The following is an 18,241-nucleotide window of genomic DNA, read 5'->3' on the forward strand; positions in this document are numbered from 1 at the left end:
GCGGGCCGGTCGGGGGGCCGGCCCGCCCCGGGGGCGAGGGCGGCGAGGTGCGGGGCCTCACGGTCCTCTACGACGCCGAGTGCCCCCTGTGCACGTACGTACGGAAGTGGCTCGGCCGCCAGCCGCAGCTCGTCCCGCTCGCCTTCGTCCCCGCGGGCTCCGCCGAGGCCGCGACCCGCTTCCCCGGCCTCGACCAGGCCGCGACACTCACCGAGATCACGGTGGTCGGGGACGGCGGGCAGGTCTACCGGGGGTCCGCCGCCTGGGTCGTGTGCCTGTGGGCGCTCGGCGAGTACAGGCCCCTGGCCCACCGGCTGAGCACCCCGGCGGGCGCGCGGCTCGCCCGGTCCGCCGTGCTGCGCGCGGCGAAGTGGCGCGAGTCGCGGCGGCAGCGCGAGGGCTGGGGCGCGGGGGTCTACCGCCGCGCGGACGGCTGGGAGTACCTGCCGGACCGGGGCTGGGTGCACAGGGGGGCGGGGCCGGACTGCGGGGGAGGGTGCGAGGTGGCCTAGGGTCGGGTGTCGTGGTCGAGATGAACAGCGAAGAGGCGCGGGGTCCGGAGCCGGAGGGCGCGGGCCCCGGGCCGCGTACCGGGAGGGCGGGGAAGACGGGGAAGGGCGAGGGGTCCGGGAAGGGCGACGCGGCGGCCGGGAAGGCCGAGGGGGTGGCCGGGAAGGCCGCGGAGGCCGCGGAGGCCGCGGAGGCCGAAGCGTCCGGCAAGGGCGACGCCTCCGGAAAGGCGCCCGCCCCGGACAAGGCCCTCGCCCCGGACAAGCCCCCCGCCCCCGGCAAGAACGGGAGCCCCGCCCGGCCGAAGAACCCTCCCAAGGGCGAGCAGACCCGGGCCCTGATCATCGAGACCGCCCTCCGCCTCTTCCGTGAGCGCGGGTACGACAAGACGACCATGCGGGCCATCGCGCAGGAGGCCGGGGTCTCGGTCGGGAACGCGTACTACTACTTCGGCGGCAAGGAACACCTCATCCAGGGGTTCTACGACCGCATCGTCGCCGAGCACGCGGTGGCCGTGCGCCCGGTGCTCGACGGGGAGCGGGACTTCGAGAAGCGCTTCCTCGGCGTTCTGCGGGCGTGGCTCGAAGTCGCGGCCCCGTACCACGAGTTCGCGAGCCAGTTCTTCAAGAACGCGGCGGACCCGGAGAGTCCGCTGAGCCCCTTCTCGCCCGAGTCCGAGTCGGCGCGGGGCGTCTCGCTCGGCATCCACCGCGAGGTGCTTGCCGGTTCCAGGGCGAAGGTGTCCCCGGAACTCGCGGACGCCGTGCCCGAGTTGATGTGGCTCGCGCAGATGGGCCTGGTCCTGTACTGGGTCTTCGACCGCTCCGAGGGCAACGAGAAGACGTACCGCCTCGCCGAGCGCGGCGCCCGCCTCACCGCCCACGGTGTCCGCCTCTCCCGCTTCCGCCTCCTGCGCCCCCTCGTCAACGAAGTGCACGACCTCTTCAAGGATTTCCTCCCCGGCATGGCCGAAACGGTCGCCCGCCGTGCCGCGTCGCGCGACACCTCGGACTGACCTCGCACTCCCCTCCGCCCCCGCGTCCGCGCGGAAATCCCTTTGCGGGGCGGGCGTGCGGTGCCGACGATGGGGGCCGTCTCATCCTCGGGAGCCACCGTGATCGTTGTGACCGCCGCCGCAGGGCAGTACGGGCGCCTCGTCGTCGAGGGGCTGCTCGCGCGCGGCGTGCCCGTCGCCGCTGTCGTGCGCCGTCCCGAGCGGGCCGCCGGGCTCGCCGCCTCGGGCGCGGAGGTGCGGTACGGGGACTACGACGACGCGGATTCGCTGCGCACGGCCTTCACCGGCGCCGAGCGGCTGCTGCTCGTCTCCTCGCCCGAGCTGGAGACCGGGCGGCGCGTGGCGCAGCACGCCACGGCGGTGGACGCGGCGCGCGCGGCGGGTGTCGGGCTGCTCGCGTACACGAGCTTCCTCGGCGCGGAGGCGCTGGCCGAGGGCATGACGGCGGCGCACCACGCGACCGAGCGGCACATCGAGGCGAGCGGGCTCCCGTACACGCTGTTGCGGCACCCGTTCTACAGCGACGCCTTCCTCCACACGGGCCTGCGCGAGGCCGTCGCGGCGGGGGTCCTGGAGGACGGTACGGGCGGGCGCGGCCTCAACACCGCCTCGCGCGCCGACCTCGCGGAGGCGGCGGTACGCGTCCTGACCGGTGAACGCGCCCTCCCGGCCTACGACTTGACGGGCGCCCCGTGGACGTACCGGCAGCTCGCCGAGACCCTGACGCGGGTGAGCGGCGCGCCCGTCGCGTACACCGAGCGGACCAGCCCCGTGCCGGGACCGGCGGGGTGGCTCGACGGGCAGATCCGCGCGGGTGCGCTGGAACACTGGACGGACGACCTCGCCGACCTCCTCGGCCGTCCTCCGACCTCCTTGGAGGAGGCGGTGCGGGCGGTGCTGGCGAAGTGAGAGGTCCCTCCCGGCCGCCCGGTTCCGGAGTGCCGTCCGGCATCGAGGCGTTCCGTGCCGCGCTGGCCGCCCGGGTGGCCGGTGGCGCTCCCCTCGCGGCGGGCCACGGTTTCCGCGGCGCCGTCCTCGTCGAGGGGCTCAGTGATCTCGCCGCCGTCGAAGCCCTCGCGGCGCGCGAGGGCCGCGACCTTTCCGCCGAGGGGATCGCCGTCGTGCCGATGGGCGGCGCCATGAGCATCGCCGCATACGCGGAGGCGCTCGGCCCGCACGGACTCGGCCTGCGCCTGACCGGACTGTGCGACGCGAACGAAGAGCCCTTCTACGTCAGGGGATTCGCGCGGGCGGAGGTCCGCCACCCCTCCCTGCACGTCTGTGTGGCCGACCTGGAGGACGAACTCCTGCGCGCGCTCGGCACGGATCGCGCCGAGGAGGTGGTCGCGGCGGCCGGTGAGGAGCGCCGCTGGCAGACCTTCCGCCGACAGCCCGCGCAACTCGGCCGTTCCCGCCACGACCAGCTCCGCCGTTTCCTCGGCACGGCGAGCGGTCGCAAGATCCGTTACGGCACCCTCCTGACCGAAGCCCTCGCGGCGGACCGCGTCCCGCCCCCGCTGACGGCGCTCCTCGCACGCCTGTGACCCTCACACACGCCCCTGCCCGCTCCCCGAACAGATCGGAACCCTCATGCCCGTACGACTCGACGCGCTCGGCCTCCGGGCACAGGACCCGGCACGCCTCGCCCGCTTCTGGCACGACCTGCTGGGCGGCGACGCCGTACGCGAACGGGCGGACGAGGAATACGAGTTCACCCCGGCCACGAACCCCGGCCTCCCGCTCCGCTTCCGCCCGGGAGCCGCGCCCAAGACGTCCCGGAACCGTCAGCACTTCGACCTGACGAGCGAGTCGCCCGCGGACCAGGAAGCCACGGTGGCCCGCGCCTTGGCGCTCGGCGCGCGGCACACGGACGTCGGGCAGCGCCCCGAGGAGGGCCATCGCGTGCTCGCGGACCCCGAGGGCAACGAGTTCTGCGTGATCGAGCCGGGCAACAGGTTCCTCGCGGGCTGCGGCAGGATCGGCGCGCTGGCGTGCGACGGCAGCCACGCCGTGGGCGTCTTCTGGAGCGCTGCGCTCGGCTGGCCCCTGGTGTGGGACGAGGGCGAGGAGACGGCGGTCCAATCCCCGGACGGCGGAACGAAGTTCACGTGGGGCGGCCCGCCGCTGATGCCCCGCACCGAAGCTGACCGCTTCGCCCCGGACCTCGTCCCGGAGGCCCCGGCCGCGTACGAGGCCGAGGCGGCCCGCCTCACGTCGCTCGGCGCCCGCGTCCTCACGCGGGAGGCCGGACACGCGGTCCTCGCGGACCCGGACGGCAACGCGTTCCGGCTGCTGACCGGGCGGGCGTAGTCCGGGGACACGGGCGCGTCAACAGCGCGCGTGGCACGTCCCGCCCGTGAAGTCGAAGCGTCAACTCCACTGCTCACCTGCGCTGTTGCCCGCCGCTTCGCCGTGGTGCGGGTAGTGGCGGTGGATCGTTTCGGCGGGGTGGCGGAGGGCACACGGCGGGTGAACCGCGAGGCCGGCCGCACCGCCACCTGCCGTTGCGCAGGGGCGCGTGGGTGTCCGGCTCCGACGACACAGAGGGGCGCGCCGATGTCTCAACACGCTGCCGGAGCCGGGGCGGACCGGACGGCCGGGGGTCCGTTCGACCACATCGTGGTCGGCGGGGGAGCGGCGGGCAGCGTGCTCGCCGCCCGCCTGAGCGAGGACCCCGCCTGCCGCGTACTGCTGCTCGAAGCGGGGCCCGAGGACACCGATCCCCGGATTCCGCAGCCGCACGGGCTGTTCGCCGGTCTCTTGCGGGGCGACCTGGACTGGAGCTACGACACCGTCCCGCAGGAACAGCTCGGCGGCCGGACGGTCCCCGTCTCCGCGGGCAGGGTGCTGGGCGGGGGCGGCGCCATCAACTACCAGGTCTGGTCCCGGGGAAACCCTCTCGACTACGACGAGTGGGCGGCGGGCGGCATGACCGGCTGGGCCTGGGACGACGTCCTGCCCGCGTTCCGGCGCATCGAGGACCACGAGCGGGGAACCTCGGCGTGGCACGGAACGGGCGGCCCGGTCCCGGTCACCACGCCGAAGGACGTGAGCCCGCTGTCCCTGGCCTTCGTCACGGCGGCGGTGGAGAGCGGTCTGCCCCTCAACCGCGACTTCGACGGCGGCGAGCAGGACGGCGCGGGGCTGCTCTACGGCAATGTGCGCGACGGGGAACGGCACAGCGCGTCCCGGGCCTACCTGACCCCGGCCCTCGGCCGGCTCAACCTGGACATCAGGACGGGGGCGCAGGTCACCCGGGTACTGCTGGACGGCACGCGGGCGGCCGGAGTCGAGTACGTCACGGACGGCTCCGTGCGGCGTGCGCACGCCGATTCCGTGGTGCTCTGCGCCGGAGCGGTGCGCTCCCCGCAGTTGCTGATGCTCTCCGGCATCGGGCCCGCCGGGCACCTGGCGGAGCGGGGTGTCGAGGTGGTCCAGGACCTTCCCGGTGTCGGCAGCGGTCTGCAGGATCACCCCGCCGCCGTCGTGAGCTGGCCGGTCGTCCGGGGCGAAACCTGGCTGGACGCGATGAGCGAGCGCAACCAGGCCCTTTACGCCGAGGGCCGCCGGGGCCCCCTGGCCTCGGTCGGCCAGGCCGCCGCCTTCCTGCGCGTCGGCGCCGACGCCCCGGCCCCGGACGTCGAGATCACGCCCATGCTGATCGACTTCCTGGACAACAGCACCCCCGGGCTCTCGTGCCTCGTCACGGTGCTGAAGCCGCGAAGCCGGGGCACGGTCCGCCTCGCCTCCGCGCGCCCGGCCGACGCCCCGCTGATCGATCCCCGCTACTACGAGGACGCGAAGGACCGGGAACTGGTCGTCGAAGGTCTGCGCAGGACGCTGGCCATCGGCGACAGCCCCGTCATGCGCGCCCTCGTCGGCCCCGCCTCCTTCCCCGCGGCCACCGACGACGCGGCGCTCCTGGAGTCCGCGCGCACGTCCGCCGTCTCGTTCAACCACCCGGCCGGTACCTGCCGTTCGGGCACGGACGACGCCTCGGTGGTCGACCCGCTGCTCCGCGTCCACGGCATCGAGGGCCTGCGTGTCGCCGACGCCTCGGTCATGCCCGCCCTGCCCCGCGCCCATATCCACGCCCCCTCGGTCATGATCGGTGAACGAGCGGCCGAGTTCATGAGCACGAGGTAACGGCCGGGCCGGGGCGTACGGCGGGACGGCGGCGCGTACGGTCCCGGCCTGACGGGGGGTCGTACACCAGCGAACCGGCATCCTGTCTGCGGCTGTTGAGCGAAGGGCCCCCTCAAGCGGACGCGTACGTCGCGCCCGGCAGACAGCCGCCGGGGTGGCCGGGGTAGAGGCAGCACGGGTGGGGGCCGGGCTGTGGGCGAGGGCAGAACGGGAGGCGGCGGGCCTGGTACGGGGGCACTTCGCGCGTGAACGTGACCCAGACGGCCCCGTCGCACAAGGGCCGTACCACACCGACGTGTTCGACCCCGTCATGCGCGGCGAGACCGCACCGGGTACGGGCCACGACCTCCCCGCCGGGGACCCCGGAACTCGCGCGCTTCGCGAAGATCCCCATGATCTCGGGGATGTCGGTCTCGGCGTCGCAGCGGACGGGAGGGAGCGGCGCGGGGGCGTCGCTCGCCCGTACGGGGTGGGTCCCGTCCGGGGGAATCGGACGGGCGCCCAGCTCGTACCAGGTGCCACCGACGTCGGGGCACCGCAACGTGAACGGACAGCCCAGGGCGAGCAGTTCTCGTACGCGTGTCTGCCGTTCCGCGTCCTCGGCCCACGCGCGCAGCGCGGCCGGGGCGTCGGGCCACCGGGCCGCGACGGGCCGTACGAGCCCCGGCACGAGCCACCGCGCGACAGGCCCGGGATCGAGCCGCACCGCGAGCCGCAACGCCTCACTCCGCAACCACCCCGCCGCCTCGTGGTGCGCGAGCACAGGCACCCGTCCGAGCAGCACGGCCTTCCGCACGTCCCCACCTCGCGACACCACGGTGTAGGGGGTGTCGTGGACGGAGACTGCCGCCGCGACGGTGCCGGGGAACGCGCCGCTCACCTCGCCGCTCCCTCGTGCGGGTGGCGGGCGATGAGCACGCGGCAGTCGGTGGCACGGGAGTGATCCCCCCGCGCGACGGCCTCGCGTTCGTCACGGCTGAGTTCCGCGCAGGTGCGGCAATCGCCGGAAGGGTCGATCGGATGCGGCGTCGGGGCGGCCATGGGGGGCACTCCTCGCTCAAGGGGATGTGGGTTTGCCGGTGAGCCCGCCCGGACGGAACCGAAGGCAAGTCAGCGGGCGCGCAGCAAGGCGTAGTTGGACAGTGCGTGACCGTCCGACTACACGCACAACCATGGCCTATGAGAAACGTTGCTCGCAACCGAAAGCGAATAGAACAGATGCCGATCAGGGAACTGGCATATGCCAAAAGTGGCCTTCCGGGTACTCTGCGTGCCCAGGGAGGGTGATCGAGTGGAAGCACGACCGAACGTGCACAGACGCCGTTTCGGCTCGATGATGCGATCGCTTCGTCAGCAGGCCGGTTTGACGATGGAAGCGGCGGCCAACCAGCTCGGCTTGCCGGGCAAGCCCGCGCTGAGCAAGATCGAGAACGGTAAGCAACGCGTCACCGGCCTCGGCCTGACGGCCTTCTTCAGCGTCTACGGGGTGGACTCGGAGGACGTGCGAACCAAGGTCAGGGCGATGGCGACGCAGGCGGCATCGGGCAAGCGCACGAATCTCCTTGACGAGTACCGCGAGGCGATTCGCAGTCCAGGGTTCGAGGACTACCTCCACTTGGAGGAGCTGGCCTCGCGTGCGGAGTCGTACCTGCACGTCGTGCCGGGACTGCTCCAGACCCGTGAGTACGCGACGGCCGTGGTCGAGGGCGGCCACAAGTTCGCATCCAGGGCAGAAGTGCGGCGCTTCGTCGACCTGCGCATGGCGCGGCAGGCGGTCCTCTCGGGCGAAAACGCGCTCAGCCTCTGGTGCGTCCTGGACGAGTCGGCACTGCACCGGCAAGTCGGTGGCCTTGAGGTGCTGAGAGGGCAGTGGCAGCGACTCCTGGACGTCACCAAGGAGAACTCGAAGATCTCGATACAGGTACTTCCGTTCGGTGCGGGCTCTCACGCGGGGATCGACGGAGCCTTCCAGCTCCTACACTTCGAAGTGGGGGCGCCCGTCTGCATCGTGGAGACGCTGGCGACGTCCGTCTACCTGGAAGAGGACGTGGACGTGAGCCGGTACATCGAAGCCTTGGACCTCCTGCGGGCACAGGCTCTCGATGAAAAGGCGTCGCGCCGTTTCATTCACCAGTTGATCAAGGACAGCGACACATGAACAAGAAGGTCGACCTCACGAACGCCGCGTGGGCGAAGAGCGAACTGTCCAATGGCAGTGACAACTGTCTGGAGGTCGCGTTTGTCGATGGCGTCGTCGCGTTGCGGGATTCCGTGGACGTGGGCGACCCGGCTGCTCAGGTTCTGATCGTCTCGCGCAAGGACTACGAGCTGTTCACGGCAAGCGTGCGCGCGGGGCAGGCCGACCTGCTTCCGTAGGGTTCGGCCGCTTCTTCGGGGTCCGTCGCAGTCTGCTGGCAGCGGCGGGCTTCGTCGTCTCGCGTGACGGGTATTCCCGTGTAGTCATCGGTCGGGAGCGGGGCACGTCCCCCACAGCGGATGCCGGTGGCGCGTTCAGTGATGCGCGAGGCGAGGAGAAACCTCATGGCGGTACGACTCCCACGCTGGTTCACGTCCTCCTACAGCGGGCAAGGCGGCGATTGTGTCGAGGTCGCGGCCAACTTGGCGCCCCTGTCCGGCACGGTCCCCGTCCGTGACAGCAAGCGCCCCGAAGGTGACGTGATCGCCTTCGGCCGCGGTGCCTTCACCTCGTTCCTCGGGGCGGTTCGCCAAGGGTGATCCCCTGGAGTTCGCCGTCGCGAGAGCCCGTCGTCCCCCCCCCGGCAGGGGGGAGCGACGGGCTCTGCTTGTAGGGGCCGTGGCCTGTCCCGGCCAGGTAGGCAGCGCGGGATTCCGTGGACGTGGGCGATCCGGCCGCTCAGGTTCTGATCGTCTCGCGCAAGGACTACGAGCTGTTCACGGCGAGCGTGCGCGCGGGGCAGGCCGACCTGCTGCCGTAGGGGCTGGCCGGTTCTTCGGGGTCCGTCGCGGTCTGTCGGCGGCGGCGGGCTTCGTCGTCCCGCCTGACGGGTATGGCCGTGGAGTCATCGGTCAGGAGCGCGGGGCACGTTCCCCGCAGCCGAGGCCGGTGGCGTTCACGATGCGCGAGGCGAGGAGAAACCTCATGGCGGCACGACTCCCTCACTGGTTCACGTCCTCCTACAGCGGGCAGGGCGGCTCGTGTGTCGCGGTGGCGACCAATCTGGTCTCCGTCACCGGCACGGTTCCCGTCCGCGACAGCAAGCGCCCCGAAGGTGACGTGATCGCCTTCGGTCGCGGTGCCTTCACCGCGTTCCTCGGCGCCGTTCGGCAGGGCTGATCCCCCGGAGTTCCGCATCCACGAGGGCCCGTCGTCTCCCTCGCGGGGAGCGACGGGCTCTTACGGATGCGGGGCCGTGGCTGGTTCCCCGCTGGTGCGGGCTGCTGCCGCACCGGCGGATACCGGCCGGGCGTTCGGGCTCCACGAGGCGAAGGAGAGCGGTATGACGTCAGATCCCCTCCAGTGGTTCAGGTCCTCCTACAGCGGTCAGGGCGGCGAGTGCGTCGAGGTCGCTCCCGGTCTCGTCGCCTCCCACGGCGTCGTTCCCGTGCGCGACGCGAAGCGGCCCGCCGGTCCCGTACTCCGGGTCGGTGTCCCGGCCTTCGCCGGGCTCGTCGCGATGGCGAAGAGCACCCGGCTCGCCGCGTAGGAGGAGGCGGAATGCCTGCCGACGCGTCGCCGCTGGCGGCCGGGAGGCGTCATTCGGTGGCGCGGCGCCGGGACGGGACCGTGGTCGCCGTCGGCGCCTCCGCCACCGGCGAATGCCGTGTCGGGCGGTGGCGCGGGATCGTCGCCGTCGCGGCCGGGAACGTCCATGCCGCGCGGAACACGGGCCGGTCCCACACCGTGGGGCTCCGCGCGGACGGCACCGTGCTCGCGACCGGCTGGAACGGGGACGGGCAGTGCGAGGTCTCCGGGTGGGAGGGCGTCACGGTCGTGGCCGCCGGCTGGCGTCGCACGCTCGGCCTGCTGGCCGACGGCCGGGTGCTCGCGGTGGGCCGGGACGCGGAGGGGCAGTGCGACGTGCGGTCCTGGCGCGAGGTGGTCGCTCTCGCGTGCGGTGACTGGCACTCGGTCGGCGTCCGCTCGGACGGTTCCGCGCTCGCGGTGGGGAACGACCGGCGAGGGCAGTGCGCCGTCGGGGAGTGGCGCGACCTGCGCGCCGTCTCCGCCGGGACGCTCCACACCGTCGGCCTGAGGTCCGACGGGCGCGCGGTCGCGACCGGGGACCCCGGTTCCGGGGCGTGCGCGGTCGGCGGGTGGGAGGACGTGGCAGCGCTCGACGCGGGCAGTCACCACACCGTCGCGGTCACCGCCTGCGGACGGGTCCTCGCGGCGGGCGACAACACCCACGGGCAGTGCGACGTCGGGGGCTGGCGGGACGTCGTCGCCGTGGCGGCAGGTGCGACGCACACCCTCGGCCTGCGTGCCGACGGCACGGTGCTGGCGGCCGGGAACGACGCGAACGGGCAGTGCCGGACCGCCGCTTGGTCCGGAATCCACGCCGCGTAGCGCAGAGCGCCGGGGGGCGCCCCTGGCGCGCGAGGCAGCCGCCGTCCCCGGCCCGCGAGGCACCCGTCCTCCCGGCCCGCGAGGCACCCGCCGTCCCCCCGGCCCGCGAGGCACCCGCCCTCCCGGCCCGCGAGGCACCCGCCGTCCCCCCGGACGCGGCGGGTGCCTCGCGGTGGGGGCCGGGCCTCAGCCCCGTACGCCCCAGTCCAGGCGGTCCGCCAGACCGGCCTTCGTGAAAGCCGCCTCCAGGTGCGGGCGGCCCTCCGTGAAGTGGGACCAGCCCTCGTAGTGGACGGGGACGACGCGGCGGGCGTCCAGGAGGCGGGTGGCCTCGGCCGCGCCCGCGCTGTCCAGGACCAGCGGGGCGCCGTCGAAGCGCACCGGGATGGAGGGGGCGCCCGCGAAGAGGAGGGCCGTGTCCACCGGGCCGACGCGCTCCGCGATCTCGGCGACCGCGTCGAGCGAGGCGTTGTCGCCGCTCACGTAGACCGTCGGCAGCCCCTCGCCCGTGAGGACGAAGCCGACGACCTGGCCCGTCAGCGGCTCGACCTCCTCGCGGCTCCCGGGGCCGTGCACCGCGGGCACGCCCGTGACGCGGACCCGGCCCCCGGCGAGGTCGTACGACTCCCAGTCCGCGAGCCCGCGCGCGTTGCCGCCGAGGCGCCCGGCCCCCGAGGGGGTGGTGAGGACGAGACCGGCGGAGGGCAGGAGCGCGCGGCCCGAGACGTCCAGGTTGTCGCCGTGCTCGTCGTGCGAGAGCAGGACGACGTCCACCGGGCCGAGGTCCCCGGGGGCCGTGGGGGACGGGGCGGTCTTGGTGAGCAGCGGGCCCTCGCCGGGGAAGTCGCCCGGCTCGTCGAAGGCCGGATCGACGAGGAAGCGGATGCCGCCGTAGGTGAAGAAGGCGGTGGGGCCGCCGAAGACGCGGACGGGAAAACCGGCTTCGGCAACGGGCCCGGCAGAAGTGGACGCGGTCATGGGACGCCTTTCGGAATGAGTTCTCACGGATAAGGACCATCGCATCCGTGAGGTGGTGTCGAGCTGAAAGGTAGACCCTTCTCATGGATGCGCGCAATGACATCCGTGAGTTTGCCGCCGTAGACTGTCCGGCGTGAGCGCGGACGAGGGGTACGGCGAGGAGCGGCGGGAGCACGCCCGGAGTGAGTCGCCCCCGCCCGCCCCCGGCGAGTCCGCGCACCCCGCCCTCGCCCTCGCCAACACCGCGATCACCCTCCCCGGCGGCCGTGCGCTCGACCTCCTCGCCGTCCCGGCCGAGGCCGAGGACTGGCTCGCCGCGCACGGCCTCGCCCCGGCGGGCATCGGCGTGCGCGAGCAGTGCGCGACCCAGCTCCGCGCCCTGCGCGAGCACGTACGCTCGCTCCTCGCCGCCCGCGTCGACGGGCTCCCCCCGCACCGCTCCGCGCTCGCCGCCGTTAACGACGCGATGACCCGCGCGCCCGCCGTGCCGCTCCTGTACTGGGACCCCGTGCGCGGCCTCCACCGCGCGGCCCCGCACCCCGTGGACGCGGCCCTCGACCATGCCCTCGCCGCGCTCGCGACGGACGCCGCAGACCTCCTCGCGGGCCCCGACGCCGACCGCTTGGCCGCCTGCGCCTCACCGCCGTGCAACCGCTTCCTGCTCCAGCACGGCCGCCGCCGCCACTGGTGCTCGACACGCTGCGGCGACCGCGCCCGCGCGGCCCGCGCCTACGCCCGCCGCACGGGACCGGCGGCCTGACCCGGGGCGCACCCGCCGACCGCCGCAGCCGACCCGGGCCTCCGCGCCCGCGCGGCCCGCGCCTACGCCCGCCGCACGGGACCGGCGGCCTGACTCGGGGGCGCACCCGCCGACCGCCGGAGCCGACCCGGGCCTCCGCGCCCGCGCCGCCCGCGCCTACGCCCGCCGCACGGGACCGGCGGCCTGACTCGGGGGCGCACCCGCCGACCGCCGGAGCCGACCCGGGCCTCCGCGCCCGCGCCGCCCGCGCCTACGCCCGCCGCACGGGACCGGCGGCCTGACCCGGGGGCGCACCCGCCGACCACCGGAGCCGACCCGGGCCTCCGCGCCCGCGCCGCCCGCGCCTACGCCCGCCGCACGGGACCGGCGGCCTGACCCGGGGGCGCACCCGCCGACCGCCGCAGCCGACCGGGCCTCTCGGGGGCGCGCCGCAGCCGCCCGTCACGGCCGCCCAGGGCTCCTCGGGTCGCACCGCCGCCTCCACAGCCGTCCCGGCCTCCCGGCGCGCACGGCCGCCCTCCGCCACAGCCGACCCCGGCCCCCGGGGCGCGCCCCCGCCGTCCGCCACACTGGACCCATGCCCCTCCTCGCCACGCCCCGCCTCCACCTGCGCCGCTTCCGCCCCGAGGACGCCGCCGTGCTCGCCGCGTACCGCTCCGTGCCCGAGGTGGCGCGGTACCAGGGGTGGAGTGCCCCGGTGGGGGAGGAGGAAGCCCGCCTGCTCGTACGTGAGTTCGCGGCCGTCGACCCCGAGGCGCCCGGCTGGTTCCAGTACGCGGTCGAGGAGCGGGCGACGGGGGCGCTCGTCGGGGACGTCGGGGTGCGGCTCGACGAGAACGGCATGCAGGCGGACCTGGGGTTCACGCTCGCCCCGGCCGCCCAAGGACGCGGATTCGCCACCGAGGCGGTGCGGGCCGTGCTCGGCGACCTCTTCGAGCGGCGCGGGCTGCACCGCGTCTCGGCGGTGTGCGACGCCCGCAACACGGCCTCGGCCCGCCTCCTCGAACGGGTCGGCTTCCGCCGCGAGGGCCTCCGCCCGGCCTTCACCTGGCTCAAGGGCGAATGGACGGACGACGTGCTGTACGGGCTCCTCGCGGACTGGTGGCGCGGCTGACGGACGCCCCCGCCGTCTCCCGGCCCCCAGCCCCACGCCGTTCGCCCGTCCCCGGCTTCCCACTCCCTGACCCGGCCCTCGTGGCGTCCCGCTCCCGAGGCTCAGTCCCCGCCCCGTACGCCTGACCTGACGACCGGTCGCCGCCCCGTCCGGCATCCGGTCCACCTGCGCGCTCGCCCGCCGCACAACACTCCCGGCCGTCCCAAGCCGCCCGGCCGCCCCGTGCCGCCCCTCTGCCCCACGCCTCCCGGCCGCCCCACGCCCCCCGGCCGCTCCCGGGCACCCCGCCGGGACCACCCCACCCCCCGGGCCCCACGCTGACGCATCGTCACTCTCGCTCACACTCCGTGGCAGTTCTGTCCCGGCCGTTGACAAATCTTTAACTTGTCAGAAATCTGTTTCCAAGTGGCCGCAAAAGATTGACGAGTTCGCTCAAAAAATCACCAACCGCACTCCTCTCGGGCCCTGTTCGAGAGGCCCCCCACGCCTGCCCGGGTCCGCCCGGACCGGCGCCGTCCCACCCCCTCTTCTCCCCGCACCGAAAACCGAACAGAGGACAGCATGAGACGGAAGCCATCCGTCCGGCGGGCGATCACCGGGCTCCTCGCGGCCTGCCTGATCCCCCTCGGACTGCTCCCCGCGACCGCGCACGCCGCAGCGCAGGCCGCGCCGGGACCCAACCTCGCACTCGGCCGCCCCGCGACCGCGAGCGGCGCCAACGGCCAGTACGGCGCGGGCAACGTGACCGACGGCAACCAGAGTTCGTACTGGGAGGGGCCCAGCGCCTCGTTCCCGCAGTGGGTCCGCGTCGACCTCGGCGCCACGACCTCGGTCGACGAAGTGACGCTGAAGCTTCCGACCACGTGGGAGGCGCGCGACGAGACGCTGACCGTCCAGGGCAGCACGGACGGCAGTACATGGAGCACGCTCTCCGCCTCCGCGAAGCGCACCTTCACGCCGAACTCCGCGAACGCCGTCACGGTCGGCTTCGGCGCCGCCGACGTCCGGTACGTGCGCGTGCAGGTGAGCGCGAACACCGGCTGGCAGGCCGCCCAGCTCAGCGAGCTGGAGATCCGCGGCGAGGGCGACGACGGCGGCACCGACCCGGGCGACCCCGGCACCCCGCCCGTCACCGGGACCAACCTCGCCAAGGGCAAGCCCGTCGAGGCCAACGGCTACGTCCACACCTTCCTCCCCGCGAACGCCAACGACGGTGACACGAACACCTACTGGGAGTCCGCCGGGCTCCCGGGCCAGCTCACCGTGAAGCTCGGCGCCGACGCGGACATCTCCGGCATCGTCGTCAAGCTCAACCCCGGGACGGACTGGGGCGCCCGCACGCAGGCGATCGAGGTGCAGGGCCGGGGCCAGAACGCGAGCGGCTTCTCCACCCTCAAGGCCCGCGCCGACTACGCCTTCAACCCGGCGGGCAACAAGAACACGGTGACCATCCCGGTGACCGGCCGCGCCGCCGACGTACGGCTCAACATCGCCGCCAACTCCGGTGCCCCCGGCGGCCAGATCGCCGAGATCGAGGTCGTCGGCACCGCCGCGCCCAACCCCGACCTCACCCTCACCGACCTGACCTGGACGCCCACCACGCCGTCCGAGAAGGACGCGGTGACCGTCAGGGCCACCGTCCGCAACGCCGGTACGGCGGCCTCGCCCGCCACCACCGTGGACGTCAGCCTCGACGGCACCGTCGCGGGCAGCGCCCCGGTCGGCGCGCTCGCCGCCGGTGCCTCGCAGACCGTCTCGGTCGACGTCGGCAAGCGCCCGCAGGGCTCGTACACGGTCTCGGCCGTCGTCGACCCGAAGGACACCGTCGTCGAGCAGGACAACAGCAACAACAGCCGCTCCGGCGCGAGCAAGCTCGTCGTCTCGCAGAGCCCCGGCCCCGACCTCCAGGTCACCGGCATCGCGACCAACCCGGACAGCCCCGCGGCCGGTGCGAACGTCAGCTTCACCGTCGCCGTCAAGAACCGCGGCACGAGCGCCGTCGCCGCCGGGACCGTCACCCGCCTCACCGCGGGCACGACGACCCTCAACGGCACGACTCCCGCGGTCCCCGCGGGCGAGACCGTGCAGGTCGCGATCTCCGGTACGTGGAAGGCCACCGACGGCGGCGCGACGCTCACCGCGACCGCCGACGCGACCAACACCGTCACCGAGACCGACGAGAACAACAACACCTTCGCCCGCTCGATCGTCGTCGGGCGCGGCGCCGCCGTCCCGTACACCGAGTACGAGGCCGAGGACGGCAAGTACACCGGCACGCTCCTGACCGCCGACGCGAAGCGCACCTTCGGCCACACCAACTTCGCGACGGAGTCCAGCGGCCGCAAGTCGGTCCGCCTCAACAGCACGGGCCAGTACGTGGAGTTCACCTCCACGACGCCCACCAACTCGATCGTCGTGCGCAACTCCATCCCGGACGCCGCGAACGGCGGCGGGCAGAACGCGACCCTGAGCCTCTACGCGAACGGCCAGTTCGTCCGCAAGCTCGACCTCAGCTCGAAGCACTCCTGGCTCTACGGCTCCACGGACGACCCCGAGGGCCTGACCAACACCCCGGGCGGCGACGCGCGCCGGCTCTTCGACGAGGCGAACGCGCTGCTCACGCAGACGTACCCGGTGGGCACCACGTTCCGCCTCCAGCGCGACGCGGGCGACAACGCGAGCTTCTACATCGTCGACCTCGTCGACCTGGAGCAGGTCGCCCCGGCGAAGTCCAAGCCCGCCGAGTGCGCCTCCATCACCGAGTACGGTGCCGTGCCCAACGACGGCATCGACGACACCGACGCCATCCAGCGCGCCGTCATGGCCGACCAGAACGGGCAGATCCCCTGCGTCTGGATTCCGGCGGGCCAGTGGCGCCAGGAGCAGAAGATCCTCACCCCCGACCCGCAGCACCGGGGCCAGTACAACCAGGTCGGCATCAAGAACGTGAAGATCGTGGGCGCCGGGATGTGGCACTCGCAGCTCTACACGCTCACCGAGCCGCAGGACGCGGGCGGCATCAACCACCCGCACGAGGGCAACTTCGGCTTCGACATCGACGACAACACGCAGATCTCCGACCTCGCCATCTTCGGCTCGGGACGCATCCGGGGCGGCGACGGCAACGACGAGGGCGGCGTCGGCATCAACGGCCGCCTCGGCAAGAACACGAAGATCTCCAACGTGTGGATCGAGCACGCCAACGTCGGCGTCTGGGTCGGCCGCGACTACTCCAACATCCCGGAGCTGTGGAACCCGGGCGACGGCCTGGAGTTCAGCGGGATGCGCATCCGCGACACCTACGCGGACGGCATCAACTTCACCAACGGCACGCACAACTCGACCGTCTACAACTCGTCCTTCCGCAACACGGGCGACGACTCGCTCGCCGTCTGGTCGAGCAAGTACGTCAAGGACCCCGCGACCGACGTCGGCGCGAACAACCACTTCCGCAACAACACGATCCAGCTCCCCTGGCGGGCCAACGGCATCGCGGTGTACGGCGGTTACGGGAACACCATCGAGAACAACGTCGTCTCCGACACGATGAACTACCCGGGCATCATGCTCGCCACCGACCACGACCCGATCCCCTTCAGCGGCCAGACGCTCATCGCGGGCAACACGCTGCACCGCACGGGCGGGGCCTTCTGGAACGAGGACCAGGAGTTCGGCGCCATCACGCTCTTCGCCCAGGGCGCGAGCATCCCCGGCGTCACCATCAGGGACACGGACATCCTCGACTCGACGTACGACGGCATCCAGTTCAAGACGGGTGGCGGCACGTACAGCGGGGTGAAGATCTCCAACGTCCGCATCGACAAGTCGAACAACGGCTCCGGCATCCTCGCGATGAGCGGCGCCCGCGGCGACGCGACCCTCTCGAACGTCACGATCTCCAACTCGCGTGACGGCGACGTACTCGTCGAGCCGGGCTCGCAGTTCACGATCACCGGCGCCCCGACGAAGGCGGCGGCCAAGCGCTGACCCCCACGGGCCGGCACGACCCGGGCCCCGCCCGCTCCCTCCGCGCGAGGGAGCGGGCGGGGCCCTTCGGGGTGATACGGGTCTCTCGTCACGCTTTCCGGTTGATCGCACCGACTCGTTAGGATCGGGGGACAGTGATCGGGGGAGCCGATCAATCACCACAGCCGCCAGTACGGGTCTTCTTCCACGTGAGTCTTTCGTGAGTACGGAACATGTCCTCGCCGCCGACAGCCGCGCGCGCCAGCCCACCCTCGCCCAGTTGCGGGCCTTCGCCGCCGTCGCCGAGCACCTGCACTTCCGGCAGGCCGCCGCCGTCCTCGGCATGAGCCAGCCCGCCCTCTCCGGCGCGGTCTCCGCCCTGGAGGAGGTCCTCGGGGTCACGCTCGTCGAGCGGACCACGCGCAAGGTGCTGCTCTCGCCTGCCGGGGAACGGCTCGCGGTACGGGCCAGAGGCGTGCTCGCCGAGGTCGCGGGGCTCCTGGAGGAGGCCGAGACGCTGCGGGCGCCCTTCACGGGCACGCTGCGGCTCGGAGTGATCCCGACCGTCGCCCCGTACCTGCTCCCCACCGTCCTCGACGTGTGCGCGCGCCGCTACCCGGACCTCGCGCTCGAAGTGCACGAGGAGCAGACCGCCGCGCTCAGCGACGGACTCGCCGCCGGGCGGCTCGACCTGCTGCTCCTCGCGCTGCCGCTCTCGACGCCCGGCTTCACCGAGATCCCCCTCTTCGACGAGGACTTCGTGCTCGTCACCCCGCTCGGGCACTGGCTCGGCGGCCGGGAGGGGCTGCCGCGCGAGGTGCTCACCGAGCTGCCGCTCCTGCTGCTCGCGGAGGGGCACTGCCTGCGCGACCAGGCGCTCGACGTGTGCAGGGACGCGGGCCGCGGCGACGCGAAGGCCGTGACGACGACGGCCGCGGGGCTGTCGACGCTCGTCCAGCTCGTGGCCGGAGGGCTCGGGGTGACGCTCCTGCCGAGGACCGCCGTGCCGCTGGAGACCGGACGCAACCCCCGCCTCGACACGGGGTACTTCGCCGGACCGGCGCCCTGCCGCCGCATCGGGCTCGTCCTGCGGGACGGCTCCGCGCGGGCCGGTCAGATGGCGGAGCTGGGCGAGGAACTGCGGCGCGCCTTCGAGGGACTGCCGGTACGGGCGGCGGGCTGAGGTCCAGGGCGGTCGCCAGG

Annotated in this window: 18 protein-coding genes; 16 read left to right on the forward strand and 2 right to left on the reverse strand. The window is 73.5% G+C overall.

The features are described from left to right. Positions 1-47 precede the first annotated feature (47 nt). The 6 genes from STTU_RS21160 (at position 48) to STTU_RS21185 (ending at position 5,671) form a co-directional block, all read left to right on the forward strand. Entirely contained in the window at positions 48-512 is a 465-nt protein-coding gene (locus STTU_RS21160; RefSeq protein ID WP_007826599.1) for a thiol-disulfide oxidoreductase DCC family protein, read from the forward strand. Positions 513-532: 20 nt separating this feature from the next. Then, positions 533-1,525: a TetR/AcrR family transcriptional regulator gene (locus STTU_RS21165; protein WP_199785083.1), complete on the forward strand. Its 993-nt coding sequence runs from the start codon at positions 533-535 to the stop codon at positions 1,523-1,525. Positions 1,526-1,633: 108 nt separating this feature from the next. Beyond that, the gene (locus tag STTU_RS21170) at positions 1,634-2,434 is read left to right on the forward strand and encodes an NAD(P)H-binding protein (protein ID WP_007826603.1); all 801 of its coding nucleotides are present in this window, start codon (positions 1,634-1,636) and stop codon (positions 2,432-2,434) included. A 29-nt stretch (positions 2,435-2,463) separates the two neighbouring features. Then, a complete protein-coding gene (locus STTU_RS21175; RefSeq protein ID WP_007826605.1) occupies positions 2,464-3,069 on the forward strand; it encodes a TOPRIM nucleotidyl transferase/hydrolase domain-containing protein in 606 nt (201 codons plus the stop codon). A 46-nt stretch (positions 3,070-3,115) separates the two neighbouring features. Further along, positions 3,116-3,835 (forward strand): VOC family protein, encoded by a 720-nt coding sequence (locus STTU_RS21180; RefSeq protein WP_007826607.1) that lies wholly within the window; start codon positions 3,116-3,118, stop codon positions 3,833-3,835. A 246-nt stretch (positions 3,836-4,081) separates the two neighbouring features. Further along, positions 4,082-5,671: a GMC family oxidoreductase gene (locus tag STTU_RS21185; protein WP_063894615.1), complete on the forward strand. Its 1,590-nt coding sequence runs from the start codon at positions 4,082-4,084 to the stop codon at positions 5,669-5,671. Between the two features lie 112 nt (positions 5,672-5,783). On the opposite strand, the gene STTU_RS21190 is transcribed toward STTU_RS21185, so the two are convergent. Further along, positions 5,784-6,551, reverse strand: a complete 768-nt coding sequence (locus STTU_RS21190; protein WP_007826613.1) for a hypothetical protein — start codon at positions 6,549-6,551, stop codon at positions 5,784-5,786. Between the two features lie 411 nt (positions 6,552-6,962). On the opposite strand from STTU_RS21190, the gene STTU_RS21195 reads away from it, so the two are divergent. The 6 genes from STTU_RS21195 to STTU_RS21225 all read left to right on the forward strand — a co-directional run bounded on the left by STTU_RS21195 (position 6,963) and on the right by STTU_RS21225 (position 10,220). Next, positions 6,963-7,829, forward strand: a complete 867-nt coding sequence (locus STTU_RS21195) for a helix-turn-helix domain-containing protein (RefSeq protein ID WP_234019285.1) — start codon at positions 6,963-6,965, stop codon at positions 7,827-7,829. Beyond that, complete coding sequence (locus STTU_RS21200) at positions 7,826-8,047, forward strand: DUF397 domain-containing protein (RefSeq protein ID WP_009065682.1); 222 nt, start codon at positions 7,826-7,828, stop codon at positions 8,045-8,047. Before STTU_RS21195 ends, STTU_RS21200 begins: the two co-directional genes overlap by 4 nt. 165 nt (positions 8,048-8,212) lie before the next feature. Continuing rightward, the gene (locus STTU_RS21205; protein WP_043255875.1) at positions 8,213-8,407 is read left to right on the forward strand and encodes a DUF397 domain-containing protein; all 195 of its coding nucleotides are present in this window, start codon (positions 8,213-8,215) and stop codon (positions 8,405-8,407) included. Positions 8,408-8,792: 385 nt separating this feature from the next. Continuing rightward, positions 8,793-8,987 carry a DUF397 domain-containing protein gene (locus STTU_RS21215; protein WP_043255877.1) on the forward strand — a complete coding sequence of 65 codons (195 nt, stop codon included), beginning with the start codon at positions 8,793-8,795 and terminating at the stop codon, positions 8,985-8,987. A 163-nt stretch (positions 8,988-9,150) separates the two neighbouring features. Continuing rightward, positions 9,151-9,357 (forward strand): DUF397 domain-containing protein, encoded by a 207-nt coding sequence (locus STTU_RS21220; protein ID WP_043255879.1) that lies wholly within the window; start codon positions 9,151-9,153, stop codon positions 9,355-9,357. Positions 9,358-9,368: 11 nt separating this feature from the next. Beyond that, positions 9,369-10,220, forward strand: coding sequence for an RCC1 domain-containing protein (locus tag STTU_RS21225; protein ID WP_043255881.1), 852 nt, complete (start codon positions 9,369-9,371; stop codon positions 10,218-10,220). 186 nt (positions 10,221-10,406) lie between these two features. On the opposite strand, the gene STTU_RS21230 is transcribed toward STTU_RS21225, so the two are convergent. Further along, the gene (locus tag STTU_RS21230; RefSeq protein WP_007826628.1) at positions 10,407-11,198 is read right to left on the reverse strand and encodes an MBL fold metallo-hydrolase; all 792 of its coding nucleotides are present in this window, start codon (positions 11,196-11,198) and stop codon (positions 10,407-10,409) included. 133 nt (positions 11,199-11,331) lie between these two features. Here STTU_RS21230 and STTU_RS21235 point away from each other — a divergent pair, with 133 nt between their 5' ends. The 4 genes from STTU_RS21235 (at position 11,332) to STTU_RS21250 (ending at position 18,221) form a co-directional block, all read left to right on the forward strand. Continuing rightward, on the forward strand, positions 11,332-11,958 hold the full coding sequence (locus STTU_RS21235; RefSeq protein WP_007826630.1) for a CGNR zinc finger domain-containing protein: 627 nt from the start codon (positions 11,332-11,334) through the stop codon (positions 11,956-11,958). Positions 11,959-12,535: 577 nt separating this feature from the next. Next, positions 12,536-13,072, forward strand: coding sequence for a GNAT family N-acetyltransferase (locus STTU_RS21240; protein ID WP_007826632.1), 537 nt, complete (start codon positions 12,536-12,538; stop codon positions 13,070-13,072). Positions 13,073-13,633: 561 nt separating this feature from the next. Next, positions 13,634-17,059: a CARDB domain-containing protein gene (locus tag STTU_RS21245; protein ID WP_007826634.1), complete on the forward strand. Its 3,426-nt coding sequence runs from the start codon at positions 13,634-13,636 to the stop codon at positions 17,057-17,059. A gap of 199 nt (positions 17,060-17,258) precedes the next feature. Then, a complete protein-coding gene (locus STTU_RS21250) occupies positions 17,259-18,221 on the forward strand; it encodes a LysR substrate-binding domain-containing protein (protein WP_078519018.1) in 963 nt (320 codons plus the stop codon). Positions 18,222-18,241 lie beyond the last annotated feature (20 nt).

This window comes from Streptomyces sp. Tu6071, from assembly GCF_000213055.1.
In the GTDB taxonomy this organism is placed as follows: Bacteria; Actinomycetota; Actinomycetes; order Streptomycetales; family Streptomycetaceae; genus Streptomyces; species Streptomyces evansiae.

Excerpts from the sequence above, each read along its gene's own strand:
- STTU_RS21245 (WP_007826634.1), top strand. The coding sequence starts at position 13,634 with ATGAGACGGAAGCCATCCGTCCGGCGGGCGATCACCGGGCTCCTCGCG.
- STTU_RS21220 (WP_043255879.1), top strand. The coding sequence starts at position 9,151 with ATGACGTCAGATCCCCTCCAGTGGTTCAGGTCCTCCTACAGCGGTCAG.
- STTU_RS21185 (WP_063894615.1), top strand. The coding sequence starts at position 4,082 with ATGTCTCAACACGCTGCCGGAGCCGGGGCGGACCGGACGGCCGGGGGT.
- STTU_RS21165 (WP_199785083.1), top strand. The coding sequence starts at position 533 with ATGAACAGCGAAGAGGCGCGGGGTCCGGAGCCGGAGGGCGCGGGCCCC.
- STTU_RS21205 (WP_043255875.1), top strand. The coding sequence starts at position 8,213 with ATGGCGGTACGACTCCCACGCTGGTTCACGTCCTCCTACAGCGGGCAA.
- STTU_RS21230 (WP_007826628.1), bottom strand. The coding sequence starts at position 11,198 with ATGACCGCGTCCACTTCTGCCGGGCCCGTTGCCGAAGCCGGTTTTCCC.
- STTU_RS21200 (WP_009065682.1), top strand. The coding sequence starts at position 7,826 with ATGAACAAGAAGGTCGACCTCACGAACGCCGCGTGGGCGAAGAGCGAA.
- STTU_RS21225 (WP_043255881.1), top strand. The coding sequence starts at position 9,369 with ATGCCTGCCGACGCGTCGCCGCTGGCGGCCGGGAGGCGTCATTCGGTG.
- STTU_RS21240 (WP_007826632.1), top strand. The coding sequence starts at position 12,536 with ATGCCCCTCCTCGCCACGCCCCGCCTCCACCTGCGCCGCTTCCGCCCC.
- STTU_RS21215 (WP_043255877.1), top strand. The coding sequence starts at position 8,793 with ATGGCGGCACGACTCCCTCACTGGTTCACGTCCTCCTACAGCGGGCAG.
- STTU_RS21180 (WP_007826607.1), top strand. The coding sequence starts at position 3,116 with ATGCCCGTACGACTCGACGCGCTCGGCCTCCGGGCACAGGACCCGGCA.